Raw genomic sequence first — 26,288 nt, 5'->3', positions numbered from 1 at the left:
GGCTTGTGTTGGCTTGCCGGGCGGGTGCAGGAACTGACTTCTACCTCTTCTGACTTTTAGCCCCAATATCGCTAATTTTGAGGCTCTGGAGGGGTTCGCACGGGTTAGACTTAAACCGACGCCGGGTCTTTAACGCCCGGCACGGTATTGACGCGACAGCACCGTCGCGCCTACCCTCCAACGACGAAGTTAGGAAGAAGGTCATACGTGACGACTGCAACCGCTACCTGGGTTAACCGTGAGGCTACCGCAGAGGAACTGATCCCTCTCATCGGTAAGCTGCACCGTGAGAACGGCGTGGTGCTGAGCATTCACGGCCGTAGCCTGGTCAACAAGTCTGTCATTGAGCTGCTGAAGCTGCACGATTTTGTATCTCACATTGATGGTGCACCTCTGAACCCCGCACACTCCCTGGAGCTGGTGCGTGCTCTGGCTGAGCTGAACCTGGGTGCATGCTCGATTAACATTGCTGCTCTGCACAAGGCTCACCATGAGGCTGGCTCCCCCGAGCTGTCCATGTGGCTGCCCGAGCAGCTGGGTTCCTCCGTGAACCACCAGGGCAACCAGCCCAAGGAGCAGGACGTTGTGCTGTACGGCTTCGGTCGTATTGGTCGCCTGCTGGCTCGTATTCTACTGGAGCGTTCCTCCTCGCCACTGGGTTCTGGTCTGAACCTGCGCGCTGTTGTGGTGCGTAAGAACGGCGATCAGGACCTGGTCAAACGTGCATCCCTGCTGGAGCGCGACTCGGTTCACGGCCCCTTCAAGGGCGTTATTGAGGTAGACGAAGAGAACAGCACCATCATCGCTAACGGTGTTCCGGTTCGCTTCATTTACTCCTCTGACCCGACCACCGTTGACTACACCGAGTACGGCATCAACGACGCTCTACTGGTGGACAACACCGGCCGCTGGCGCGACGTTCCGGGCCTTGAGCAGCACCTGAACTGCCCCGGCATTTCTCGTGTTCTGCTGACCGCTCCCGGTAAGGGCGACATGAAGAACATTGTGTTCGGTGTCAATGACAGCGTCATCACTGATGAGGACAAGATCCTCTCCGCAGCATCCTGCACCACCAACGCAATCACTCCGGCGCTGAAGGTTCTGGATGACGCATACGGTGTGGAGCGCGGCCACGTTGAGACCGTTCACGCGTTCACCAACGATCAGAACCTGATCGATAACTTCCACAAGGGTGACCGCCGCGGTCGCTCCGCTGTGCTGAACATGGTCATCACCGAGACCGGTGCTGCAAAGGCTGTTTCTAAGGCTCTGCCGCAGTTGGAAGGCAAGCTGACCGGTAACGCTATCCGCGTTCCCACCCCGGACGTCTCCATGGCAATCCTGAACGTGAAGCTGACCAAGCCCGCAGGTTCCGCTGAGGAACTGAACGAGCTGTTCCGCCGCGAATCCATCGACGGCGAGCTGCGCCGCCAGGTGGGCTACTCGGATTCCCCCGAGGCTGTTTCCACCGACTTCGTGGGTTCCCGCACCGCAGGTGTTGTGGACTCGCTGGCTACCGTGGTGACCGATGACTCCGCAATTGTCTACGTCTGGTACGACAACGAGTTCGGTTACTCCTGCCAGGTGATTCGCGTTCTGGAGCGTATGGGCGGCTACGACGTCCCCTCCTACCCCGCTAAGTAAGCTATCCCAGCTCATCTAGCACACATATAACAAACCCACCGGTACATATAGCCAATTGGCTATATTGCTGGTGGGTTTGTATATGAGGTTATATACGCAAATGCGCGGTGTCGCGCAGAGGCTCCGAAGAGATATGCGAGCGGTAAATTACGCTTTATGGCGGTACACCACCCCCTGATGCGCCCGCAACGTGAAGCTCGAGGGTACCGGGTGGTTTGCCGCATCCACCAGATTAGAGGGAACCTTCAGGGTCACATCCTTCGAGCTGGTATTCAGGGCAGCCCAACCGCGAGTAAAGGCACGGGTATGAGCGGTCTTCTGAGCGATAATAAGGAACGCCCTGAATGGGTAGGTTCAGGCCGTAGTAGTCGTTCTCCACGTCGTTATCAGCCATGGCCCCGTCAAAGGGTGAGTTACGCATTTCGCGCACCACAGCGTCCACCCAGTGCCAATGGTAGTCAGCGTTCCACACCTGCAGCTGGAAGTGCTTAGGGTAGCCCTTCCACTCGATACGGTCGCCATTGAGGCGGTGGGCGAAGAAATCCTTACCGGAATTCGCCATTGACTGCGCCAGCGGGTAAGACACATCCAAAGAATAGATTGGGCCGGGCTCATAAGAGCGTGTGGAGGACATGCACTTATACGCCAGCACTACCATTTGAGGTGCACGCTTCTTCAGGTAGCGTACCGCATCCAGTTCCCAGGGATACAGGATTGCGACAGAGTAGTTCTTGACCGCAAAATCGAGCTGCTGCTGGGTAATGGGCTTACCGCCGTAGCGGACCCATGCACCAAACTTGCCGGGTCCGCCCATACGGGTGAGTTTATTCGCCATCGTACTCCAGGTCGAATTCAGGGGCGCGAGGAGACAGCTTGCCCAGCTCGCGGTAGATCGTGTTGTAGCGGTCCATGACCAGTCACAGCTGACAGAAGCTGACAATACGGTCGTAGGCGTTCACACAGTAACGTTTGTAGATGCTGGGCTCCTCCATGAGGGGGCGCAGCACCGCGAGGGAGCGAATCAGGTCAGTCAGGCCCTTAATGGGCACCACGCGGGCAATGAACACGAAACGTCACACGTGGCCACGACCCTCAGCGAGGATGTAGGCACGCGCTGCCTGGCAGACGTAATAGGCTTCCGCCACGGACTCGATGAGCATACCGCTGGGCAGGATGACTGCGCAGTCCTTCTCGCCCTCATTCATCTGGTCGATGGGCGCACCAATACCGTGTGCCTCTTCCAGAGCTTTAGGGTACAGGTAGGTTGCCATATCGGCGCTGGGGTAGCAGAAGCGTCCCATTTTCAACGAACCAACCAGCGGCAGCAAGAACCAGATGATGCGGTTCTTCACGAGGTTCGGGATGATCAGCAGCTGTGCGAACGCAATGTTGAGAACGCCCAGGATGAAGAAGTCACCGAATGCAGTCGGGATCCAGTGGAGGACGAGGGCGAACGGTACGGCGAAAAGCAGTACCAGCAGCATGGTCATGAAGAAGAGGTAGAGCCAGTTGGGAGTGAACGCGGTCATGTCCTGGAACTGCGGTTCGGACATGCGTGCGCGTACAGCACGTGCTTCGGCGCACTTGAGCCGGTGCTGAAGGATTTCAGCGTGAATACGCAGGCCTTCGCAGGCGCCCGCAATCTTCTTGTGCTCCATCTTGATAGCACGGTAAAGGGGCAGGCAGGCCGCCTGACTGAGCTAAGGAACGGTAATGGACGCTGCCAGAATCACCTGGATTAGGGGTATACCATCGAGGTTGTACCGGTAAATGGTCGGGGTGACCGCGGGGAAGACGGTGGTCAGCAGTGCAACCGGAGAGACATAAAGCAGAAAGTTAATGAGGAGGCGCCATGCGCTGTTACTTTTTTTTCCTCAGTACCGTGGCTGGTGGACAATCTTGCAGACTTTCAGTCGATAATCGTAAAGATTAGGGGCAGTGTGTTTTTGGTTGGTAGCACCGCATCACGTGCCGCAGGGTGGGGGTTCGTCATGATGATGGTGCCGGGTCCCTTTGGCTTACAGTGAGCTTGCCGCGATGCCGCCGGGAATCAATATACTCCATATATCGATTAAAACCTTAGGTTTCCTTAACCCTCTACCTGATATTTGGCGGGATTTAGAACAAAGTCTCACACTGCATTTAGTGTAAAAACGCATCGTTCGTTGTCAGAGAAGGTTTTTCTGCATAGATTTTGCGACATCCCACCCACTGCATAAAAGCATCCCGGCCCCTTCAACAGCGAAGGAACCGGGATGCTCTACGCGACCCTAACGGGTCTTAGTTCATTAGGATGCGCTCGAAAGAGTACGCAGAGCCACGGACACCACAGCCAGGCGCGGGTGACCGGTAACGTCCGGAGCAGCCTCGCGGATCTCCTTCAGAACGCGGTCAATGTTGCCCACGCGGGTCGGGTGCTCCTCAACCCAGGTTTCCAGAGCCTGCTGTGCACCTTCTACAGTGGAGAAGTCGCCCTTGGCGCCCTCTGCCACGGACAGTGCCAGCTCTGCAGCGGTCTCGTAGAGGCTGCCGCGCAGTGCCTGACGTGCCAGAATCTCCCAGCGGTCGTTGCGGGGCAGGTCGGAGATGAGGCCGAGCAGCTCGTCCACCTTGAAACGGTCGTAGGTTGCGAAGTAGACCGGTGCCAGCGAGGTTGCCTCGAAGTCGTGGTCGCGTGCGGAACGGATAACGTCCATCAGGGCGTAGCCCTCAAAGCCGCGAATCCAGATGACTATGAGTTCCTCAGGCAGGCCCCATGCCTCGCCTGCATCGCGCTTTGCACGAACACGGTCACGGGAAGTACCGGAGAGGTACTCGGGCAGGTTACGGCGCATCTCGACGACGGAACCGAAGGTCTCCAGTAGCTCAGAGATGCTGGTGCCAGCGACCACACCACGTTCGGTGATGAACCAGCGGACGGCACGGTCCAGAACGCGCTGGTTATCGCGCAGAACGGTGAACCATGCATCCAGCGGGGTCTTCGGGGACAGTTCACGGTGTAGCTTAGCTGCGGTGCCCAGCTCGAAGAGCTCGCGAGCCACAATGAAGGCGCGTGCGACGGAATCGATACCAACGTTGAACTCCTCCATCACGCGGTATGCGAAAGTGATACCACCGATGTTGACCAGCTCGTTAGCGACGCGGGTGCAGAGGATTTCCTTACGCAGCGGGTGCGAGTTCAGGTGCTGGCCGAAACGCTCAACCAGTGCTGCCGGGAAGTAGCTGCGCAGCACGCCCTCCAGGTAGGGGTCGTCCGCGAAGTCGGTCTGTTCCAGTGCGTGAGTGAGGTAAATCTTCACGTACGCAGCCAGCACAGACAGCTCGGGGCGAGTCAGACGCTCGCCGGTAGTCTCCAGACGTGCATCCAACTCCTCATCGGTGGGCAGGAACTCGACGGCGCGGTTCAGACCGGCGTGCTCTTCCAGGTCGTGCATGAGGCGCTTGTACAGGTTGATGCCCAGGAAGGAACCGTGGAACTCACCCTGCAGCAGCACGTTCTGCTCAACGTTGGTGCCGAGTACCTTGCCGCCAACCTCGTCCTGCAGGGACTCGATGAAGGAAGCACGCTCTTCAACGGGTAGTTCACCACGTGCCACGAGGCGGTCCACCAAAATCTTAATGTTGACCTCACGGTCACTGGTTTCCACACCTGCGGAGTTGTCGATTGCGTCGGTGTTGAGGATAACGCCGTTGAGCGCAGCCTCAACACGGCCCAGCTGAGTGAAACCGAGGTTACCGCCCTCGCCAACGATCTTGGCGCGCAGGTCCTTACCATTGACACGCAGTGCGTCGTTAGCCTTGTCGCCTACCTGTGCGTTGGTCTCGGTGGATCCCTTCACGTAGGTACCGATACCACCGTTGTAAATCAGGTCGACCGGTGCCTTGAGGATAGCAGAAATCAGCTCGGTCGGTGCCAGCTCGGTGACGGACTCGTCCAGATCCAGAACCTCGCGTACCTCGGGGGTGATCTCGATGGACTTCAGGCCGCGAGAGTACACGCCACCACCGGCGGAAATCAGGTCGCGGTTGTAGTCCTGCCAGGAGGAACGGGGCAGGTTGTACAGGCGCTGACGCTCGTCGAAGGATGCTGCCGCGTTAGGGTTCGGGTCCAGGAAGATATCGCGGTGGTCGAATGCTGCGACCAGGCGGGTTGCCTTGGAGCGGAGCAGACCGTTACCGAATACGTCACCGGACATGTCGCCAATACCGACTGCGGTGAACTCTTCGGTCTGAGCGTCGTGGCCGAGCTCAGCAAAGTGACGCTTGACGGACTCCCATGCACCGCGTGCGGTGATACCCATTGCCTTATGGTCGTAGCCGACGGAGCCGCCGGATGCGAAGGCGTCGCCCAGCCAGAAGCCGCGCTCCAGGCTGATTACGTTTGCGGTGTCGGAGAATGCTGCGGTGCCCTTATCCGCTGCGACCACCAGGTAGTAGTCGTCAGCGTCGCGTGCTACAACACCCTCGGGGCGGACAACAGTCTCGGATCCGTCAGCGCCAACGGAGAGATTGTCGGTGACGTCCAGCAGGGAGCCGATGAAGACCTTGTAGGACTCGCGACCCTCGGTGATCCATGCATCGCGATCCACTGCGGGGTCGGGCAGCTGCTTGGGGAAGAAGCCACCCTTCGCGCCGGTGGGGATAATGACGGAGTTCTTCACCATCTGTGCCTTGACCAAGCCCAGAACCTCGGTACGGAAGTCGTCACGGCGGTCGGACCAGCGCAGGCCACCACGTGCGACGCTACCGAAGCGCAGGTGAACACCCTCAACGCGCGGGGAGTAGACGAAGATCTCGAATTTGGGGCGGGGCAGGGGTGCGAAGTCAATCTCCTGCGGTGCCACCTTGAATGCGAGTGCGGGGCGGCCAGCAAGGTATGCGTTAGTGCGCAGGATAGCGCGAATGACCTTACCGAGGGAGCGCAGATAGCGGTCAGCATCCAGGGTGGGAATCTGGTTCAGTTCCTCAACCAGGTCGGCTTCGATTTCCTCGCGGCGTGCGTTGCGCTGCTCATCGTTGAGACCGTTGTTCGGGTCGAAGCTGACCTCGAAGAACTCGACCAAGTGCTTGGTGATGGCCGGGTTAGCGAGCAGGGTGTTTGACATGAAGGACGGAGTGTAGCCCAGGCCCAGCTGAATCAGGTAATGGTTCAGGGCACGGAACAGACGTACTTCCTTCCAGGTCAAGCCCTCAGCTAGAATCAGGCGGTCCAGGGTGTCGGACTCGCGCTCACCGAGCAGGTAGGCGTTCAGTGCATCCTCGTAAAGGGAAGCCACAGCGTTCGCGTCTACACCTTCGGGGAACTGGACCCCAAAGTCGTAGAGGTAGCCGTAGTCTTCGCCATCCTCAGGCTTGAACTCGTAGGGCTTCTGATCAACAACGACCAGACCCATATTCTGCATAACCGGCAGCAGCTCGGTGAGGGTGTGAGGTGCGGACAGGTAGGTCTTCAGTCGGGTAGTGTTGGCTTCGCCGGCTTCAACCTTGATTGCGGCGGGCTTCTGGCCCGAGAGAGATTCAAGAATCACGATATCCTCGATTGCTTGTTCTACTGTGTAATCGGCTCGGTAGGCTGCACTCGTCGCATCTGCCCAGGCTGATGCGAGTCGGCGGCCTTCCGCTCCGGGTTTCCATGCCTCAATAGCAGCTGCGGTTGCTTCCACCCAGGAGCGGGCGGCTTCTTGCAGTCGCTTTTCGAGAGCTTGATGATCCGTCTTCGGCACATCATTAGGGTTGGTGAGCCGAATGCGGAAAAATAGACGCGCCAACGATGAGGAGGACAGGTACACTTCATGGTCGATGGCACTAAGATCAAATTCCTGTTGGAAAACCTGTTGGATTCGCGCACACACGTTCGTGTTGTAGCGGTCCCGAGGCAGGTACACCACGGCGGAAATAAACCGGTTGAACTGGTCTGCGCGCAGGAACAGACGGGTCTTGCGGCGCTCCTCCAGGCCCATAATGCCGCCGAAAGTTTCGGTCAGGTCATTAGCGGAGGCGTGGAGCAGTTCCAGGCGCGGGTAATCTTCCAGGGCACCCAGAAGCGCCTTGTCAGAGTAAGAACCGGGATGGTAGCCGAGGCGGCGGCGCACCATGGCGATACGCTCACGCACCAGCGGAGTCTCAATGGCGGGCAGGGAGTACGCCTGGCGGGTAAACAGACCCAGGATGACGTACTCACCGATGACTCGACCGTTCAGGTCGAAGCGGCGCACACCAATGTAGTCTAGGTAGTCGTTGCGGGCAACCGTGGAGCGGGAGTTCGCCTTCGTGATGTACACGGGGCGGGGGAACAGTGCACGTTCGAGAGTCTCACCAGAGAGCTGAATGCGGTTACGGCCCTCGGTGGCACGTAGAATACCGAGCGCCGAGCCGGGGCGGTCCACCAGGGAGATAGCACCGGAAGAGCCGTCCAGAACGCGCTCCTTGACACCCATGAACACGAAGTTGCCGCGGGTCAGCCAACGTAGGAAGTCCTGTGCCACCTCCACGCGGGAGGCAGGCTCCACACCGCGCGGGTTGGCGGCGTAGGATTCCTCGCCGTGACCCAGGGTGGCACCACGCAGCTCGTACATTACTTGAGCCATGTCGAAAACGCGGGTGACCATGGCATCCAGGTCGCTGTGGCAGGCACGCACGTCAGCAAGGACGCACTCAACTTCCTTCTCGCAACGGCGCTGATCTTCCTCAGTGAGGTAGCGGGTCAGGCGGACTGCAATCCAGGATTCAATAGCGACCGTGGCGCCCTCGGGGGCGTTCTCACTGAGCTTCAGGGAGGGCACGCCCAGGGTAGCGGTATCACCGCTGGCGAGGTTGCCACGCATGCCGGTGCCGCGCAGGCTCAGGATGGCACCTTCCGGATCACGTTCTACGAGGAAGGTGGGGTGAAGAATGGTAACGAAACCACCAAAGTTCGTTGCGAGGCACGCAGTCAGGGAGCTGACAATATGCGGCATGTCGTCGGTCGTGACGTATAGGGTGGTGTTGTATTCGTCGTTGCGGGCAGCAACAACGGGGGTCTTAGGCATGCGGATTCGAGCCAGCGCACGGTGGGTGCGAGCTAAATCCTCTAACTCTGCCGGGGTGAATTCTTCACGCTCGTCTTCGGGACTGTTCAGGAAATACTGCTCGACCCATTCATCGGCGCCAGCGAAGTGTGCCATAGCCTTGTCAGTCATTGACAATCTATCCTCCGAATATCGGTATCACTTCACTGTGACGGTGTCTGTGTAGTCTCACGTGCGCGCTCCAGCGCACAAGTAGTTATACCAAGCTTATACCTTTGAGATGTTTAAGTCAGATACATTGTGCTCTTAGGGGTATAAATTATTTTTCTCTTCTCCCCAACTCCAGCACATATTTGGCACCGGCTCAAAGACATGAAGTCCCTTATGGAATAACGGAACACCAGGGTTCCGTCTCGAGGAGCGGACGTTTAGAGTGGGAATATGAGTTTGCGTACTGAATCTTTCCTGGTGGGCCTCATCGGTGACGGCATCACCTCCTCCCTCACCCCTCCTATGCATGAAGCGGAGGCGGACGCGCACGGGGTGCGTTACCTGTACCGCCCCATCGACCTGGACGCCTTGGACCTGGACGGGGCTTCCGCCCCGGCGCTTCTGGATGCGGCAGCACTGCTTGGCTTTAACGCGTTCAACATCACGCACCCGTGCAAGCAGTCGGTCATGGAGCATCTGGACGAGCTTTCGGATGCGGCACGCGCCTTGGGAGCGGTCAATTGCGTGGTGATTCGCGAGGATGGCACATTCTACGGCGATAACACCGACTACTCGGGGTTCATTGCGGGATTGAAGCGCGGTCTGCCACAGGTGGCGGAGGATCCAACGCGTCTGGAGCACGTGGTGCAGATGGGTGCTGGCGGTGCCGGTAGCGCCACGGCGTACGCACTGTGCCGTCTGGGGGTGCGCCGCCTGAGTCTCTTTGAGCGTGACGCGGCGAAGACTCAGGGGCTTGCGGAGCAGCTGGGTGGGCTCTTCCCGCAGACCCGAATCGAGGTGCTGAGCGACGATGAGCGCCTCATTGAATCTCTACTGGAAGCTCAGGGTTTGGTGAATGCAACCCCGGTGGGTATGCACGTGCATCCGGGCATGCCGTTGAGTGAATCGGCACTGAGCGCCGGGGTATTGTGTGAGGGCTTGTGGGTTGCGGATGTCATCTACCTGCCACAAGAAACGCAGCTGGTGCATGCGGCGCGTGCCGCCGGGTGCGAGGTGCTGACGGGTGGCTACATGGCGGTGGGTCAGGCGGTGGATGCGTTCCGCCTCTTTACCAAACTAGAGCCGAATGCTGAGCGTATGGCGGCGCATTTTGAGGCACTGATTGCGGCACAGCAGGGGGCTTAGAAAACCACATACAAGTGGGGCTGGATAGTCATCTATCCAGCCCCACCTGTATTTATTCTATATACGAAATATATTGTATGGGCTATGCATCCAGTTCCGCAAGGGACTTCTTATAACCCTCACGAGCCGTCAGCGCACCCAACGCCACGAGCACACACATGGCGACCGTGAACACGGCGGGCAACACCGCATTGTGCAGGTCGGCACCAGCGAGGCTCGTTGCCACGGCGGGTGCTACGCCTCCGGAAATTGCGAAGCCAATCTGGGTGCCCAGCGCCAGACCGGTCACGCGCACGCGAGTGGGGAACATCTCCGCGTAGAAGGCGGGCCACACGCCATTCGCCATGGAGTAGAGCGCACCGTGCATGAGCACACCGTAGGCGAAGATACCCACCCAGTTACCCTCGGCAATCGCGCCAAGGTACGGGAACATCACCAGGGAAGAAGCAACCGCACCGGTAATGAACACGGGCTTACGACCAATCTTGTCGGCAAGCATGGCGGCGAGCGGAATCGCAATCAGACCGAGGGTATTGGAGGCGACCGGCACCAGCAGCATGGTGCTGCGATCAAGGCCGTAACCCTTGGTGGCGAAGGAAAGCGCGAAGGTCGTGAAGACCATGTTCACGGTGTTGACCATGGCGCACACGGCGATGGTGAGTACGGCCCGCTTGTGGTGCTTGAAGACCAGCACGAGCGGGGATTCGGTGAGCTTTTCACGCTGCAGGTAGGCGGGCGGTTCAGAGAGGGTGCGGCGAATCAGCCAGGCGGTCACCACCACGAAGGCGGAGAGCCAGAAGGGTACGCGCCAGCCCCAGGTGAGCAGCTGTTCGTCCGGCAGGGCGGCGAAGGGAATGAACACAGCAGTTGCCAGCAGCGAGCCGAACTGGGTGCCCTGCAGGGTCCAACTGGTAGTGAAGGCACGCTGATGCTCGTTGGCATGCTCCAGGGAGATGGAGATGGAGCTTGCCTGCTCACCGGCGGCGGAGAGGCCCTGAAGTATACGGCAGATGACCAGCAAAATCGGTGCGATAATACCCGCTTGGTTGTAGGTTGGTAGGCAACCGATGGCGAAGGTGGCGCTACCCATCAGGAAGAGCGTGAGCATCAGGACGAATCGGCGGCCGTAGCGGTCACCGAGGGGTCCAACGATCATGGCACCGAAAGGTCGCACAACGTAAGCGACGCCCACAACGACCATGGATTTGAGAATGCCAATGGCTGCGGTGTCTTCGGGGAAGAAGATACGGTTGAGCACGATTGCGGCAGCGGTGCCGTAGACCGCGAAGTCGTAGTATTCGAGGGCGGAGCCTATCCAGCTGGCGAGGGCGGCTCGTCGTGGTGATCGGGCAGGCGCGTCGGTGCGTCGGCTCATGGGTGGCTCCTTCGGTGCTATACCCGTTGGGATGGGCGGGGTCGCGGCGTGGGCGGCCCGCGTGGTCTGTCAATGTGCTCTTTTAGTGTAAGGAGCACACCGCCCATTTTCCATAGGGTTACCTAAGTTCCCAGGGTTTGAAGTAGTAATAGCGGGCGGATACCTCCAGCCCCAGCCAGTTCATAAGCGATAAAGAAATGAGGAGTTGAGCATAACTATTTGTCAGCTCAACCCCTCATCATTTATTTATTAAATATTCTCCATCTCAGCGTTACCGCTATTCGACACAGAATGCGCATGCCCCACCATCGCAACCAAATGTACTAGCAGGCCAAGCATCGGCCCCGTATACAGGGCAAGAAGAGTGCGAGTCAGAAGAGGCAACGGCGACACCGCCACCATACAAGCAACCACAGCCGCCAGCACCCAACCAGCCACATACGAACGGTGCATATTCAACGCAATCACCAGTGACCCCGACAACACCAGAAGCGCCAGGAAAGCAGAAGCAAACACCAAAAGCGCAAGCACCGGAGAAGTTACCACCTGAGCGTATGCTTCAACCTCTGAAGGCTTCGGCGGGTAAAGCAGACCAAACAGCCACGGGCCCAGCACATAAGCCGCCGCAGCACCCACAAGACCCACGCCCAACAGCGCACCAGCAGGCTTCGCGAAAGCACGCAACGGATGGTTCTGTTGCTTCAAGAAAGCAGACACCGCCACGCCCTGAAAAGCCTGCAAAGGAATCATAATCGGCGAGCGCGTAATCGAAATCGCCAGAATCAGAACCGCCAAAATAACCTGTTGTAGCGGGTCGTTTGAATCGATGCTAACGTTCAGCAGGAGCGGCAAGCCCATCATAAGAACCGCGTTAGCAGTCGACGATCCCATCGACAGCGTGTAGTTATACAGCAGACGGCCCGAGGAAACATCCGCGCGAGAGCTAAAAACTCGCCGAGCTTCTGGAAGCAGAAGCACCATCAGCAACCATAGAAGTACCGGAGAAACCGCTGCTGCTTCAAGACCGATTAGATCTGCAGAGACCAGACCGACCGCACAGATAGCTACGATACGCCAAATAGCGTCGAACCCCGACACACTCGCGAAGAGGTACCAGCTTTCCTGGCCAGCAGACGCACCATAGAGAGTCATGTGCATGGCGTAGAGGGCCACACCGGCACTCAGGAGCAGCACACCGCTAAACCCACTCAAAGGAATCTGGGCGGAAGCCCACAGAGGGCTCGTCACTAAGGTCAGCCCGCCCACAATAAGACCCACCAGAGCACCCACAGGAGCGATGCGCGCACCAGTTTTACCGTCGCGGCGTGCAGTGCCCACAGCGCGGGTAGCTTCCTGCTGGATACCTACCACCACACCGTAGAGGGCAAAAAGAAGCGACCAGAAGAGAAGGAACTCCGTCAGGCTTTCGCCCTCCAGAAACCGTTTCACAACAACGGTAATTCCTAGAGAAGATAGTGCAGCTAAACCGGACGATCCCAAAATTGCCATCGAATGACCACGAGTCATTTTCTTCGGCTGGGACTCTGCCGATGATTCCACGCTATCTCCGTTCTCTACTGGTCGCACCTATAGAATTGAAGTCTTTACTTTACGACGTGCTCGGCAAGGTTCTTAACACCCTGCCACTTCTTCGCCAGAGCCGCCTTCGGGAGCAAAGTCAGCGCGTGAGCACGCGAAGAGAAGCGAATACGAGCCACACGAGCAGCCTTCGTCCAACCCAGGGCAGTCATCTCTTCAACCATGGTGTTGTAGTAGCGGCGCTCCTCCTCAAAGCGGGTACCCTCCAGGGCACGCCAAGACGAGTCAGAACCACCGTGACGGCGGTACATGAACGCAACCTGCGGGTCGTAGTACAGGGAGCCGCCGCGCATCGTAATGTCGAGGATCAGCGCCATGTCCTGAATAACGTTCAGGCCCTCACGGAAACCGGTGCCCACGATAGCGTCCTTACGCCAACCCAGGGACGGGAAGTAGAACCACGCGCCGCGCAGCAGGGAGGTAGCCAGCTCTTCACCCTGCAGAACAGCCTCACCCTTGGGACGGTAGAACGCCTTAGTCTGCTCCACCAGAGTGTTCGACAGGCCGTTGTTCTCATCAATCACGACCACGCCGGGCTGGAAAATGGACGCCTCAGGGTGCTTAGCCGCCGCATCCACGAGCCACTGCACATAGTTGGGGAGCATGACGTCGTCAGCACCCATGACGGTGACCAGCTCGTTCTCCACGAAGGTCAGGCACTTGCGGTAGTTCGCGTTCGCGCCCAGGTTGGTTTCATTACGCATGTAGGTGATGCGCTCATCCTTCAGCGACTCGAACCAGCCGGGAATCGAGTCGTCTGGGTAGCCGTCATCAACAACAATCAGGCGCCAGTCCGGGTTGGTCTGGCCGACCACAGACAGCACAGCCTGCTTCATCATGGCGACGTCGCCGTAGTAGGGGAACAGAATATCAACGGTCATAAGGTATTACTCCAGGTCAAAGGGGTAAAAAATACTAAAAGAAAATTATGGTTCCTACTGCTCGCCCCGTGCAGAGGATCTACGGCCTAAGCCAGATGCACCCTCCGGCTGCTCCTGAAGCGCCTTCAAAATGGCGACTTCCTCAGCCAGGATGCGAGTCTTCTCCGACAGGCGCGACAGCTCCAGGGTCAGGTGAATACTGACGCCCATGAGCAAAAGAATCGACAGCAGGAACAACAGGTTCACCGGCAGGGCAACACCCACAAAGTCCGCCACACCGTTTAGCAGACTCGGGAAAGCGCCCAGCACGATAATGACCGCGCCGATAATCAGCCACAGGGCGGCGTACCGCTCCTTCATGCGCTGGTGACGCACCTGCACAATCACAAAGGCACACACCAGTACGGACAGAATGAGGAAAAAAACACTCGCGCTCATGATTACTTCTCCTCGGGGCGGCGGCTCACCGAAATGCCGTAGGCAAAGAGCGAACGCACCAGGTAGATAGCAGACTTCAACGGGCCGGAAGAGGGAGTTCCGCCCTGACGCTCGCGCATGTTCACCGGCACCTGACGCACCTTCAGGCCATTACTAATTGCCATGGCAGTAATGTCGATGGTATCTCCCAGGTACTCTGCGGGCAGGTTACGGCAGTAGAAGTCGATACCGCGGCGGTTAGCAATCTTAAAACCACTCGTCACGTCCGTGAACGGGGTACCCGCCGAGCGGGTGAACAGGAACGACAGCAGGCCCATCGCCCACTTGCGCGGGCCGGACACCTCGTAGTCAGCCGCACCATCAGCGAAACGGGAACCAATCACGATGTCATAACCCTGCACCGCCTCAATGAGCGAGGGGATACTCTCGGGGTGGTGCTGACCGTCCGAATCGACCTGCATGGCGTAGTCGTAGCCCATGCGCTGCGCGTACTTGTAGCCGGTGCGCATAGCGGCACCCACACCCATGTTGTAGGGCAGGTCAATCACAAAAGCACCCGCCTCACGAGCCACAGCGGAGGTGTTGTCGGTGGAGCCGTCATTGACCACCACCAGATCCACGAAGGGCACCGTCTCCTGCAGCTCAGTAATAGTGCCGGGCAGTGCTTCTTCCTCGTTCCAGGCGGGCATAATCACCAGCGTACGAGGATACGTGCGGGGGGTAAGAGGCGATGTGGGAGAACCCATAGGGCAGCTACCCCTCCTAACGAATGTGTCTTACCGTGCGTGTGAAAGCCGGCATGCCCTAGTAGACATACCGACTTTCATCATATCAGTGGTTCCGCAGTATCTCAGATTTAGCGCCAGAATGCAGACCACTGCACGAATTTCTGCAGATGCGTGCCCCCGTAGGAGCGCTGAGGCGCCGTTTAGTTATCGCATTAGTTATCGCACGCGCTAATACGGTACAGAGTCATCGGACCCGAAGAGTACACCGGGGTCAGAACGTCCGTATCAATAGCAGCCACGAGGCCGTCGTAGTTTTTCTGGGCGTCCGGGCCGAAGTTCAGCTGGTTCTCCAGGTGAACGTACCAGTGGGCCTTGTACTCGTTCACTTCGCGGCACACCTCCGGGTTTGTACGAGCGTCCTTGAGGTTGTGCATAATCGCCGAGTACTTGGGTGAGGTCTCAAACTCGAAGTGGTATCCCGTCAGGTGACGATCCGCCAGCGCGTAAATATAGGCGCTACCGTCCCAGGGGTTATTCACAATCACATCGTCCTTCGGTACGATCTTCGGGATTTCATTAATGACGTTCATCTCGTCCTGATTCAGCACCACAGAGGTCGGGGTCAGGCGGTATTCACGAGAGACCGCCAGGGTCGTCTCCTGCACCGAAGGAACACGCGAAGAAAGACCAGCAACTACCAGTACCAGGATCATCGCGACACCCATGCCGATGGTCGCGACCTTCAAGCGTGCCGGGCGTGGTGCTCGGCGCGCAACCCAGGTAAGCAGACCTTCTACGAAGCCACCCAGGCCAATACCCGCTAGAATCACCGAGGGGAATACCACCAGAGCCGCCAGACGGAAATGATCCGTGTACCAGGGAGCAACCATCAACAGGCGGAACTCACCGCGCGGCACCGAGGCGGATACAATCCACAGGTAACCAATCAGCACCCAGCTGGCAATCAGCCACAGGTTACGGCGCTTATACAGCAGGTACCCCACACCCCACAGAACCAGGAAACCCGCCAAGTAGGAGGGATTAAACTTATCACCCAGCTGGTTGGCGTTCTCCAAGCCCAGGAAGAGGAACTGATAGAGGGCCTCACCCTCGGTCAGAATCGGCGACCAAGTATTACTTGCAAACTCAGCGGGACGTAATACACGCCAGGCCCCTACACAACCAACCAGGACAGCCAGTAGCAGGATGGAACCCACCCACTTCTGGCGAGAGGTCAGCTCGCGCGAGCGCACTACCCACGTCACCCCGGCCAGTAGCAGGGGTACAGCAAAGGCTGCGGCAGAGACCACCGCATTCGGATGCACCAGCGCCAGACCCGCAAGACCCACCAGGGAGGCTAAACCCAGCGATAGGGATGCCGAATACTCGCGGCGTACCATCACCTGTACCAGGTACACCATGAGCGCCACAAATGAAGGTAGCAGGGCATAGCCCAGCAGGTTCGGGAAGAGCACACCCCAGCGCAGTAGCAGGCCCGGGAAAGCCGCAAAACCGCAAATCATCGCCGGAATAGCTAGGGCCTGCAGGCGGCGTAGCTTCGGGATGCTCAGGCTCAGCGCCACCAGTGAGCAGGGCCACAAAATGCCGGCAGCCAGTAGCACGGTCACAATGGTGGCGGTCGCAATACTCGTACCCGTGGTGCTATAAATCAGGGACACAAAATCATGCCAACCCGCCGGGTAGAACGTCGGCTCCTGGTTTGCTGCAGCGACTGCTCCAAGGGTCAGGCTCGAGGCGTCGCCGTGCTCCTGAATCCAGCGGATTGCATTCATATGGAATGAGTTATCCAGGCTCTGCGAGAACGCCTCAGGCCCGTAGACCATGTCCTCGGTCATGTGCAGCACCAGGAATCCGCCTAACACAGCACCCACCACCGGCCATGCCACAGGAACATCATTACCCGGCCACGAGGCAGACGCCAGAGCAGGCCAACGGCGACCCACCAGCCACATGAGACCAGCAGCCGCAGCCACCATCACGGCAGCGACCAGCACGAAAGAAATCAGGCTCCACGGAATGCCGGTCTTACCCAGCACAATCGCAGAGACAGCCACCAGGGCAAAAGTCAGCAGCGGCGCATAAAAAACGCGCAAACGTGCAGGAACACGCAACGCCCAGCCCATCGCATAGCCGGGGCCAAAAGCCAACACGACCGCAAAAAGTAGCAGCGGAATAGTTGCCAACCAGCTCATTAATCCTCATCTCACCACAGTTTACGCACCAAAAAACCCCTCAAATACGGGGCACGAAGCGCTTTCGAGTACCTAGCAAGAATAACTTAAAGGCTTCTTTTAACCCCGCAAAAACCCGTAGGAGAGAGAGAAGGAAAGCACCCACAACCCGCTACTCAGGCTCTAATACGGGGCAATCAGTGGAGTGCATCTTCGAAACTCCCAAAAGACGAAGATTATGACGTAATATTTCACACCCAATGTCACGAAAGGTTCGCCTAAGAAACATAGGGCAATAAATAAGGTGTTCGGCATCCTTTACCTTTACTCTGAACATATCTCCCCCTTAACTAAAGGGTCGCCCAGAGCAAACACCACAGGACGAACCCTCAAACGCAGCCGCAGAAGAAAGGGTCGATCATGACCGAAACCGTTGCAGCACAGGCGCTCATCGCCGATACCTCCGAACAATTCAAACTAGCCTTCGGCCACCAGCCCGCAGGCGTCGCCATCATCACCGCAACCGACGAAAACGGTGAACCGGCAGGCTTCACCGCCTCCTCCCTGACCTCCGTGTCCGCAGACCCCGCCATCATCGCCTTCTCCTTGAAGGCAAATAGCGGATCCGCAGCAAAGATCGCTGCCTCCTCCTCCTTCCTCGTGCACATGCTCGACGCTGAGAATGTCACCATCGCCAAGAACTTCGCCACCCACGATTACCCCCGCTTCGAAGACACTAGCGCTTGGGAATTCGTCCACACCGGCGAGCCACTCGTCCACGGCGTACGCCGCGTTCTGCGCGCAACCCCGCTCAGCCGCGTTGAGGCTGGTCCCGCAATCGTCTTCACCGCGCAGGTTGAAGAGTTCATCCGTAACGATTGCGAAGGCACCCCGCTGGTCTACCACTCGCGTAACTTCCACGCGCTGGGTGACCACTCCAACGTGAACAACTACAGCATCTAACCCCGCGCAGGGGTCACGGGGCGGTATTCGACGACCATGAAGCGACGAATACCGCCCTGCGGCGTACCCTAAACATAAAAGCGCATACGGCACACGATGGCACAGCGCACCCAATACAGCTCAGAAGGAACAGTCATGACGGCTCAGACTACCCAGCCCGCATCCCTCCCCTGGCTCGAAAAGCTCATCGCGATCCCCACTGTCTCCGGAACCTCCAACCTGGAACTCATTGAGCTCGTCGAAGCCGAATTTGCCCGCTACGGCTACAGCGGTGTGCGCACCTACAATGAGGACGACACCCGCGCTAACCTACTGGTCACGATTCCCGCTGCTGACGGCACCACCCGCGGCGGCGTTATCCTCTCCGGCCACACGGACGTTGTGCCCGTTGCGGGTCAGGCTTGGGACGCCGACCCATTCACCCTGCGCGTGGAGGGTACCCGCGCCTACGGCCGCGGTGTATGCGATATGAAAGGCTTCCTCGCCGTGGCGCTCTGGCTGCTGCCGCGCGTTGCCGAGGCGAAGCTGCGCACTCCCCTGCACTTCGCGTTCTCCTACGATGAAGAAATCGGTTGCATCGGTGCGCCCTCCCTCATTGAGGAGTTCGTGGCGCGCGACCTCGCCCCCGACTACGCGATTGTTGGTGAGCCCTCCAGCATGCGCATTATCTCCGCGCACAAGGGCGCGCACCGCGGCCGCGTCACCTTCACCGGCGTGCCCAAACACGGCTCCCTGGCAACCCACGGCGTGAATGCGGTCGCCGCAGCCGGCGAATTCATCACCTTCTTCACCGACATGGCGGACCGGTGGGAAGAAGAAGGCCCCTACGACGAGTCGTTCATCATTCCCCACTCCACCGGTAGCGTGAACCTGGCTACTGGCGGTCTGCAGTACAACATCGTCGCCGAGCAGGCGGTCGTAGAGTACGATGTGCGCACCCTGCCGCAGGTGACCACTGAGTCCTTCGTGGAGCATATTGACCGTGAGCTTTCGGAGGTGATCCTGCCGGATCTGCAGGCACGCGCCGCACGCGCCGAAAAGCTGACCGGCGCACAGCCCGGTAGCCTTACCTCCCGCGTGGGTGTGAAGCACGAGCTACTCGCCGCCGTGCCGGGTCTGGGTACCGAAGACGACGCGCCACTTATTCACCTGGCGCACGAGTGGCTGGGCACCGACGATGCACCGAAGAAGGTCACCTACGGCACCGAGGCGGGCCAGTTCCAGCGTGCCGGTGTGCAGAGCATCATTTGCGGTCCCGGCGATATTGCCCAGGCGCACACTCCGAACGAGTGGATTGAGCTGGAGCAGCTGAGCGAATGTGAGCGCTTCTTCGAGGCGATTCTCGACTGGGCGAGCGCCAAGTAGTACAAGTAGCAACCGTGTAGCAGCGTAACAGCCAGTCCACGGCGGCTCGCACGAGTTGCCCAAAACCGCCATAACCTAGAAATTCTAGAATCTGCCCGGGCACCCCATTGGGGTGCCCGGGCATTCTGTGCTGATGGCGGGGGCGAGTGTTGATTGAGCCGTGGAATCAACCATGGGGAGAAACCGCGAACTGAGGGAGTGAGTCCACGGTATGGACTACGCCCGGTTTCTCCCTCATCTTCCACATTTATTTTTAAATGAAAAACCCGAAAAATCGCTTATGTATAAGGGTGAAATAACACTAAAGTATTGCCCTCCCAAGGTATTCAGGATTCCATAGATGCCGAAGGTTACACATGCTACCCGTGTGGCATAGCCCACACAAAACCACACCCCCTCGCGCTCGGCACTGCACCACCTGCACTTCACTACCTGAAGGACACCCCGTGTACACCATCAGCCCCTACCTCGCCGAATTCCTCGGCACGCTCATCATGTGCACCATCGGCTGCGGCGTCATCGCCAACGTCGAACTTCGCCGGTCCAAAGGCCACGGCGACAACTTCTTCACCATCGCCTTCGGTTGGGGATTCGCCGTCACCTTCGGTGTCTACGCCTCCCACGCATACTCCGGCGGCCGCCTCAACCCCGCCCGTGACTTCGGTCCGCGCCTCATGCACGCCCTGCTGCCCATCCACGATAAAGGCACTTCGCACTGGTTCTATACGTGGGTTCCGATCTGCGGCCCGATTGCCGGTGGTTTCATGGGTGGCGCGTTCTTCAAGCTCTACTACGAGGGTCAGGTCAGCCCGTGGTTGTTCGTTTCCAGCGCTCTGACGATTGCGATTCTGCTTTTTGCGTGGTGGGCCAATAGCCACCTGTACCGCACACCCAGCTCCGAGGTTATCCCCGAGTATGAAGACACCCACGCTACCGCGGCGGCACGCGCGGCAACATACACGCCGACCGGTTCCATGCCGATCCTGATGCCTGAGGAGATCAAGGGCAACCGTAGTATCCGCATCGTCAACCTGGTGACCGAAGACGGCTAGTCTTCCCGTTTGGGAACTTCCCTGTCTAAGGTTTCATCTAGCCGGGTATATCTGAGTAGATTTATCCGGCGAGGTTGCACCTAAAAAACAGCGAACCCCTCGCGGAAGGGAGTTTGGGGAGTTTCAGAGGATTCTACGCGGCGGCGTTAGCCATTTCCAGCACCCGGTCATGCTTAGCCGTGCGGCGCTTCTGAATCGTGCGCACCGCCCAGATACAGGCCGCGCCAAGGACCGCGCCGGCAGTGTTATTCACAATGTCATCCACATCGAAGGTACGGTAGGTGAAGCCCGCCAGACCCCAGTTACCGGTCAGCTGGCTCAACTCAATGAAGCTTGAGAGCGCGAAGCCGCTCAGCGCCGTAGCGCGCAGACCCCAGCGTAGGCAACCCTCGGTGAAGAAGCCCAGGGGGATGAACATCGCAATATTGAAGAAGAGCTGCGCATACACGGTGGTTGCGAAGCGGTTCAGACCCATGCCGGCAGTCAGCTCCCACGCCTGCTGCCAGCTCCAGCCCACATAGAAGCGCGGGTAGTACAGCTCAGGGTTCGTGACGCTATTTGCGCCACCAATCGGAGTTAGCGTCAGTGAAAGAATTGAGGCGAGGAACAGCGCGAAGGACGCAGTCAGCAGGTACTGGCGGACGCCGTGCACTCGACCGGTCTTCTTGGCACGCAGGCGCATAGCAATAAATCCGATGATGGAGAGCGCGACTGTGAGTGCCGCAATCTCGATAGCGAAGGTGCCAATCATATGTTTACTGAGTAGTTCCTGCATGCTGTGTGTTCCTTGGGTCGTGAGAGTGATTTATATGAACTCCACCTGTATATATGCCTGTTCTAATATGTATTCTTGATGGTATATAGCGGGTTATTGTTCATACCCGCCGCATATCTTTCACCACCAGTGTAAAAGACTGCCCTATGGCTCACCCTAGGCGAAACTGTGAAAAAGCTGTACGGCACCCAACACGCCATGAGAACCGCCACAGCTGGTCCCATCAGTACAAAACATCCAACGGAAACACCGGAGCAATATAACGCCCAAAAAGCAACACGAACACGAAGGCACCCGCAATCGCAGCCACCATCGCACCAAGCACCTGCACCAGCCAGAGCATCAGAAACTTCACCATCTTACCCTCAGAGCGGGCAGTCAGTGCTTCCACCATGGCAGTCGAAAATGTCGTAAAGCCACCCAGTAGACCGGTCGTAATCACCGTGCACCAGAACGCCACCTGATCCGTAGCGTTATAGTGAACGCCCAGCGCACGAGGATTAGACACCGGCATAATCAGCAACCCATAGAAGAACGAACCCACCAGGTTAATGACGAACACCGGGCTAATAATCGACAACTCCGTACGCAGGCGAGGCGACATCGCCTTATCCACAAAGAAGCGGGCCATAGCGCCCAGACCGCCGCAGAGGAAAACCATCAGAGCAAAAAACATTAGCGGCCCTCCTCAACATCACTGGCAGGCACCAGACGGAACGCCACAAAACGCCCCATCAGCATGCCCGCAGCGGCGGCAACTAAACCACCCACAAGCAGCACCAGCACCGCCAACACCATATACCCGCTATGCACCGTGTACGGCAGAAAAATCGTCTGCGCTACTACCGCCGCAATTGAAGAATACGTTGTGTATCCACCCATCATACCGGCACCAAACAGTAGGCGGAACGAATGAATCCGATCCTCACCGTCACGGCGCGCGTAGGCATTCCACACCACCGTCAACAGACCCAGCGTGAACGACCCCAGCAGGTTCGCCACCAGCACGCCGCCGGGGGTATACACGCGACACAGCGTACCCGTGCCACCACCTAGAAAGACAAGAAAAGGGGCAGGCACACGGTTCAGAACGCTTCCTATCCTCTGTCGGATACTCGCGCGGCTCCTCATCACCGTGCACCTGCCCTTTCACATCGCATAAGTATTTAGTGTGCGCTATAGCGCACACTAAATACTTTACTCTTACCCGAGCTTGTTACCCGAGTCAGTAGCAGCAGAGTCGTGCCCATGCTGAATCTTCTCACTCAGTGCGGCGCCCTCAACATCCATATTCGGAGTGAGGCGATCCAGCCACTTCGGCATCCACCACGCCTTATCGCCCAGCAGAGCCATAATCGCCGGGGTCAGCGTCATGCGAACAATGAACGCATCCACGAGCACACCGAACGCCAAACCAAAGCCCATCGGGCGGATCATGGTCGAATCAGCAAAGATGAAGCCACCAAACACTGAAATCATGATAATCGCGGCAGCCACCACCACACGCACCGCATGGTTGTAGCCGCTCACAATGGCGGTCGTCGCATCCTTGCCGTGCACGTACGCTTCACGCATACCGGTCACCAGGAACATCTGGTAATCCATGGCAAGACCGAAAAGAATACCGATGAGCAGGGTCGGCAGGAAAGACAGCACCGGACCCGGGTGGTCAACCCCGAAGAGGAAGCTCATGAAGCCTAACTGGTAAATCGACACCACGGCGCCGAAGCTCGCCAGCACCGAGAAAAGGAAGCCCACCGAGGCAACCAGCGGAACCATAATCGAACGGAACACCAGAATCAGCACCAGGAAGGACAGCCCCATTACCACGCCCAGGTACAGGGGTAGCTTCTGGGCAAGCACCTCGGAGACGTCAATATTGCCGCTGGTCTGACCCGCAATGCCGAGAGACACCTTAGAGCCCTGAACCGGAACGGTCACGGAACGCAGCTCGTGGACGAGCTCTTCAGTCTCCACAGAGCTTGCGCTATAGGCAGGAATCACCTGGAAAATCATGAGGGTACGGTCATCGGTCATGCCGCCGGGAACCACAGCCTGCACGTTCGCACCGCCGCGTTCCTTCACCGCAGAGGCGATATCAATTTGCGCCTGCTGAGCATGCTCCTCGCTCATGTTCGCGGGCGTGTGCGCGACCGCAATCAGCGGGGCACTCATACCCTCACCGAACTTGTCCTTGACCAGCGCATACGACTTGTACGCGGCGCTATCGGAGGGGTAGTTCGAGGCGTCCGGCAGGCCCAGGCGCATCTGAGACATGGGGGCGGCAACCGCCAGCAGCGCCAGCGTACCGACCACCAGGGTCAGTAGCGGACGCGCCAGCACGAGGCGCAACCAGCCGTTCGGCTTCTCGGTACGTTCGGCATCCCGCGCGCGGCGTTCCGCAATTTTCTGCGGGGTGTCTATGGAAGCCCACAGCTTCTTCGACATGATTTTGGTACTCGCCAGGGACAGCACCGCCGGGGTAAGCGTCACCGCGATTAGGGCGGCAACAACCACGCAGAACGCAGCGGCATTACCCATCACGCCCAGGAAGGGAATACCGGTCACATTTAGCGCTACGAGTGCAATAATCACAGTGCTCGCCGCAAAAATCACGGCGTTACCGCTCGTGCCGTTCGCCAGGGCAATTGCCTGGATCTTCGGCATACCGTCCAGCAGGTTCGTGCGGTAGCGGTTCAGAATGAACAGCGAATAGTCGATACCGACCGCCAAGCCAAGCATCAGGCCCAGGGTGTAGGCTGTGGAGCTCATCTCCACAACGGAAGAGAGGGAAAGCGTACCGAGCACACCCACCACCACCCCCACCAGAGACATGAGAATCGGCAGGCCAGCAGCCACGAGGGTGCCGAGCATGACCATGAGCACGATGAAGGCGATGACCATGCCCGCAACCTCACCGGTGTGTGAGCCGCCGCCTAGCGCGGATTCACTCAGATTCACGTCAAACTGGATGATCGCCCCGTGCAGGTTCGCCGACTCGAGATTGGACATGACCTTCTGCAGTTCAGTGGAAGGCACCTCGTAAATCTTCTTCTTAAACGAGACAGTCGCAATCGCCGTGGACTGATCCTCAGAGACCATACGGTAGCCGGAGGCAAAGTCGTAGAGCTTCTGCTGGCGCTCTAACTGCTCACGCTGCGCCGGCAGCTCACTCTCAGTCTTCTGCAGCTGGTTGCGTTGCTCATCCAGCTTCTTCTGGCCCTCAGCCAGCTCGTCCTTCTTAGAGGCAATTTCTGCACGGCCCGCATCAACCTGCTTCTGGCTCTCGGTCAGGGTATCGCGTTGCTGATTGAGGGCATCCTGCTGCTCGGTCAGCTGCGCTTGCTGAGCATCGAGTTGCTCGATCGTGGCGGCGGGTGAGCCTGCCGCCTCCGCCTGGGCGTAGCCGCCCTTCAGCTGTGCCTGCGCGTCATCCAGCTGCTTCTGTGCAGAGGCGACCTGCTCCTGACCCGCACTAATCTGTGCTTGTGAGTCGTCGAGTTTCTTCTCGTTGTCGGCAATCTGCTTCATACCTACCTCAAGCTGCGAGGCGGCGGTATTCAGCTGCTTTTTGCCGTCCTCCATCTGGGAGGGGGCGGCGTCAATTTTGGCGTGCGCCTCGTCGAGCCGAGTTTTTGCTTCTGCAAGCTTGGAGGTGGTGGTGAACGGGTCGGTGACCGCATCCACAGAAGGTACCTCACTGGGCAGTGCACGCAGTGCGGTGGAGAATGCCTGCTTCTGCTCTTCGGTGAGGACGGTGCCATCACCGGTCGTAAGAATGATCTGGCCGGAGCCGCGGTTGGCGCTGGGGAAGCGCTGTGCAAGCTCATCGGAGAGCTGCTGGGTCTGCGTTCCAGGCATGGTGAAGGTATTGCTGAGCTTGCCGTGGAACACGGCATAGGCACCCGCTACACCGGCAATGATGAGTGCCCAGATGAGGATGACAGTCCATGCACGACGGGCAGCGGCTTCACCGATACGGTAGAGCCATGTAGCCATGATTTAGTCCTTTGAAGTTGAGTGAAGAGTAGGGAGCGGTGAGGTGGTTGGGTGCGTGTAGTGTTTGCCCTGCCGTTTTACCGAGCAGTTTTGCCCCGCACTACGAACGCTACTACCTGTTTTGGGCAAAAAATACCCCGCCCCGGGGACCTGTACATGAGTTGCCCGAGCGAGAGTGTTTGAGCGTTGAAGCTATGGGGCTTAGCTTGCGAATTCGCCCTGGACCAGACGACCCAGGTAATCGAGTGCTTCGAGTACGCACTGGCGCATTGTTTCAATGGCGAGCGCTTCGGGGTGGATGCTTTCGGGGGCTTCCGCTGAGACCTTGGCGGTTATTTCTTCGGCGCGGGTGAGGTAGTAGTAGATGCCTTCACCAATGGTTTCGGAGAGGTTGGAGGCGAAGACTGCCACGCGCAGGTAGGGCAGGTCGGGGTATGCCGCGAGGTACTGTTCGAGGAAGATGTCGTAGGTGCGCTCAAGGATGACGTGCGAGTATTCTTCGAACTTCGCGGGGCTGTCCATTTCGAGGGCGTAGAGCAGGTGTACGAAGGGTGCGATGTACTCTTCGAGGGTGTTGCTCATGAAGACCTTGCGGGCAATGGAGAGCATTTCGGCTTCCATGCTTGCGTTTTCACCGGAGACGGTGAAGTCGCATTTTTCGAAGATGCGATTGAAGTACTGGTTCATGCGGGTGACCAGCACGTCGTCTACGGAGGCGAAGTGGTTGAAGATGGTGCGGCGGGAGACGCCTGCGCGTTCTGCGAGTGCTTCTGTGTTGAGGGCGCCGTAGCCGCCCTCAAGGATGAGGGATTCTGCTGCCTCAACGATTGCAATGCGGTTCTCTGCCTTGCGGGCGGAACGCTTGTCCGTGATGTTTGCGGGGGATTCAACAAGATTAGCCATGCTTTTTACAA

General features: G+C 58.4%; 18 protein-coding genes and 1 pseudogene. 5 read left to right on the top strand and 14 right to left on the bottom strand.

From position 1 onward, the window contains the following. The first annotated feature begins 207 nt into the window (after positions 1–207). Positions 208–1,644 (top strand): glyceraldehyde-3-phosphate dehydrogenase, encoded by a 1,437-nt coding sequence (locus ACUXHH_RS00380; protein WP_279790801.1) that lies wholly within the window; start codon positions 208–210, stop codon positions 1,642–1,644. Between the two features lie 232 nt (positions 1,645–1,876). On the opposite strand, the gene ACUXHH_RS00375 is transcribed toward ACUXHH_RS00380, so the two are convergent. The 3 genes and pseudogenes from ACUXHH_RS00375 to ACUXHH_RS00365 all read right to left on the bottom strand — a co-directional run bounded on the left by ACUXHH_RS00375 (position 1,877) and on the right by ACUXHH_RS00365 (position 8,822). After that, positions 1,877–2,479: a putative glycoside hydrolase gene (locus ACUXHH_RS00375; RefSeq protein WP_458390578.1), complete on the bottom strand. Its 603-nt coding sequence runs from the start codon at positions 2,477–2,479 to the stop codon at positions 1,877–1,879. Continuing rightward, a pseudogene (locus tag ACUXHH_RS00370) lies at positions 2,469–3,541 on the bottom strand (hypothetical protein). Before ACUXHH_RS00370 ends, ACUXHH_RS00375 begins: the two are co-directional and overlap by 11 nt. Positions 3,542–3,932: 391 nt before the next feature. Then, positions 3,933–8,822 (bottom strand): NAD-glutamate dehydrogenase, encoded by a 4,890-nt coding sequence (locus ACUXHH_RS00365; protein ID WP_279754430.1) that lies wholly within the window; start codon positions 8,820–8,822, stop codon positions 3,933–3,935. Positions 8,823–9,092: 270 nt separating this feature from the next. Between ACUXHH_RS00365 and ACUXHH_RS00360 the strand changes: the two genes are divergently transcribed. Beyond that, complete coding sequence (locus tag ACUXHH_RS00360; protein ID WP_458390577.1) at positions 9,093–10,007, top strand: shikimate dehydrogenase; 915 nt, start codon at positions 9,093–9,095, stop codon at positions 10,005–10,007. An 82-nt stretch (positions 10,008–10,089) separates the two neighbouring features. Here the strand turns inward: ACUXHH_RS00360 and ACUXHH_RS00355 are convergent, their stop codons facing one another. From ACUXHH_RS00355 to ACUXHH_RS00330, 6 genes are all read right to left on the bottom strand, one after another. Further along, positions 10,090–11,382 (bottom strand): MFS transporter, encoded by a 1,293-nt coding sequence (locus tag ACUXHH_RS00355; protein WP_458390576.1) that lies wholly within the window; start codon positions 11,380–11,382, stop codon positions 10,090–10,092. A gap of 249 nt (positions 11,383–11,631) precedes the next feature. Then, the gene (locus ACUXHH_RS00350) at positions 11,632–12,831 is read right to left on the bottom strand and encodes a hypothetical protein (protein ID WP_458390575.1); all 1,200 of its coding nucleotides are present in this window, start codon (positions 12,829–12,831) and stop codon (positions 11,632–11,634) included. A 155-nt stretch (positions 12,832–12,986) separates the two neighbouring features. After that, on the bottom strand, positions 12,987–13,862 hold the full coding sequence (locus tag ACUXHH_RS00345) for a glycosyltransferase family 2 protein (protein WP_049345952.1): 876 nt from the start codon (positions 13,860–13,862) through the stop codon (positions 12,987–12,989). A 54-nt stretch (positions 13,863–13,916) separates the two neighbouring features. Next, positions 13,917–14,300, bottom strand: coding sequence for a DUF2304 domain-containing protein (locus ACUXHH_RS00340; protein ID WP_279790816.1), 384 nt, complete (start codon positions 14,298–14,300; stop codon positions 13,917–13,919). A 2-nt stretch (positions 14,301–14,302) separates the two neighbouring features. Further along, positions 14,303–15,046: a glycosyltransferase family 2 protein gene (locus ACUXHH_RS00335; protein WP_279790818.1), complete on the bottom strand. Its 744-nt coding sequence runs from the start codon at positions 15,044–15,046 to the stop codon at positions 14,303–14,305. A 194-nt stretch (positions 15,047–15,240) separates the two neighbouring features. Next, positions 15,241–17,241, bottom strand: coding sequence for a DUF6541 family protein (locus ACUXHH_RS00330; RefSeq protein WP_279790819.1), 2,001 nt, complete (start codon positions 17,239–17,241; stop codon positions 15,241–15,243). A 399-nt stretch (positions 17,242–17,640) separates the two neighbouring features. On the opposite strand from ACUXHH_RS00330, the gene ACUXHH_RS00325 reads away from it, so the two are divergent. From ACUXHH_RS00325 to ACUXHH_RS00315, 3 genes are all read left to right on the top strand, one after another. Continuing rightward, on the top strand, positions 17,641–18,183 hold the full coding sequence (locus ACUXHH_RS00325; RefSeq protein WP_279741923.1) for a flavin reductase family protein: 543 nt from the start codon (positions 17,641–17,643) through the stop codon (positions 18,181–18,183). A 135-nt stretch (positions 18,184–18,318) separates the two neighbouring features. Further along, a complete protein-coding gene (gene argE / locus ACUXHH_RS00320) occupies positions 18,319–19,548 on the top strand; it encodes an acetylornithine deacetylase (RefSeq protein WP_458390574.1) in 1,230 nt (409 codons plus the stop codon). A gap of 446 nt (positions 19,549–19,994) precedes the next feature. Then, positions 19,995–20,600: an aquaporin gene (locus ACUXHH_RS00315; RefSeq protein ID WP_458390573.1), complete on the top strand. Its 606-nt coding sequence runs from the start codon at positions 19,995–19,997 to the stop codon at positions 20,598–20,600. A 133-nt stretch (positions 20,601–20,733) separates the two neighbouring features. Here the strand turns inward: ACUXHH_RS00315 and ACUXHH_RS00310 are convergent, their stop codons facing one another. The 5 genes from ACUXHH_RS00310 to ACUXHH_RS00290 form a co-directional block, all read right to left on the bottom strand. Then, entirely contained in the window at positions 20,734–21,375 is a 642-nt protein-coding gene (locus ACUXHH_RS00310) for a VanZ family protein (RefSeq protein ID WP_458390572.1), read from the bottom strand. Between the two features lie 223 nt (positions 21,376–21,598). Then, the gene (locus ACUXHH_RS00305; protein ID WP_279741927.1) at positions 21,599–22,051 is read right to left on the bottom strand and encodes a fluoride efflux transporter FluC; all 453 of its coding nucleotides are present in this window, start codon (positions 22,049–22,051) and stop codon (positions 21,599–21,601) included. Beyond that, positions 22,051–22,506, bottom strand: coding sequence for a fluoride efflux transporter FluC (locus ACUXHH_RS00300; protein WP_279790874.1), 456 nt, complete (start codon positions 22,504–22,506; stop codon positions 22,051–22,053). The genes ACUXHH_RS00305 and ACUXHH_RS00300 overlap by 1 nt, the downstream gene beginning before the upstream one ends. A gap of 72 nt (positions 22,507–22,578) precedes the next feature. After that, positions 22,579–25,374, bottom strand: a complete 2,796-nt coding sequence (locus ACUXHH_RS00295; RefSeq protein WP_458390571.1) for an MMPL family transporter — start codon at positions 25,372–25,374, stop codon at positions 22,579–22,581. 201 nt (positions 25,375–25,575) lie between these two features. Continuing rightward, complete coding sequence (locus ACUXHH_RS00290) at positions 25,576–26,277, bottom strand: TetR/AcrR family transcriptional regulator (RefSeq protein WP_279788237.1); 702 nt, start codon at positions 26,275–26,277, stop codon at positions 25,576–25,578. Positions 26,278–26,288: the final 11 nt, after the last annotated feature.

This window comes from Rothia sp. 110740021-2 (assembly GCF_054263775.1).
This window is presented reverse-complemented; position numbering and strand designations above follow the sequence as displayed.

Coding starts and splice junctions, on each gene's coding strand:
- ACUXHH_RS00375 (WP_458390578.1), bottom strand. CDS start 2,479: ATGGCGAATAAACTCACCCGTATGGGCGGACCCGGCAAGTTTGGTGCA.
- ACUXHH_RS00365 (WP_279754430.1), bottom strand. CDS start 8,822: ATGACTGACAAGGCTATGGCACACTTCGCTGGCGCCGATGAATGGGTC.
- ACUXHH_RS00360 (WP_458390577.1), top strand. CDS start 9,093: ATGAGTTTGCGTACTGAATCTTTCCTGGTGGGCCTCATCGGTGACGGC.
- ACUXHH_RS00355 (WP_458390576.1), bottom strand. CDS start 11,382: ATGAGCCGACGCACCGACGCGCCTGCCCGATCACCACGACGAGCCGCC.
- ACUXHH_RS00345 (WP_049345952.1), bottom strand. CDS start 13,862: ATGACCGTTGATATTCTGTTCCCCTACTACGGCGACGTCGCCATGATG.
- ACUXHH_RS00340 (WP_279790816.1), bottom strand. CDS start 14,300: ATGAGCGCGAGTGTTTTTTTCCTCATTCTGTCCGTACTGGTGTGTGCC.
- ACUXHH_RS00335 (WP_279790818.1), bottom strand. CDS start 15,046: ATGGGTTCTCCCACATCGCCTCTTACCCCCCGCACGTATCCTCGTACG.
- ACUXHH_RS00330 (WP_279790819.1), bottom strand. CDS start 17,241: ATGAGCTGGTTGGCAACTATTCCGCTGCTACTTTTTGCGGTCGTGTTG.
- ACUXHH_RS00325 (WP_279741923.1), top strand. CDS start 17,641: ATGACCGAAACCGTTGCAGCACAGGCGCTCATCGCCGATACCTCCGAA.
- argE (WP_458390574.1), top strand. CDS start 18,319: ATGACGGCTCAGACTACCCAGCCCGCATCCCTCCCCTGGCTCGAAAAG.
- ACUXHH_RS00310 (WP_458390572.1), bottom strand. CDS start 21,375: ATGCAGGAACTACTCAGTAAACATATGATTGGCACCTTCGCTATCGAG.
- ACUXHH_RS00305 (WP_279741927.1), bottom strand. CDS start 22,051: ATGTTTTTTGCTCTGATGGTTTTCCTCTGCGGCGGTCTGGGCGCTATG.
- ACUXHH_RS00300 (WP_279790874.1), bottom strand. CDS start 22,506: ATGAGGAGCCGCGCGAGTATCCGACAGAGGATAGGAAGCGTTCTGAAC.
- ACUXHH_RS00295 (WP_458390571.1), bottom strand. CDS start 25,374: ATGGCTACATGGCTCTACCGTATCGGTGAAGCCGCTGCCCGTCGTGCA.
- ACUXHH_RS00290 (WP_279788237.1), bottom strand. CDS start 26,277: ATGGCTAATCTTGTTGAATCCCCCGCAAACATCACGGACAAGCGTTCC.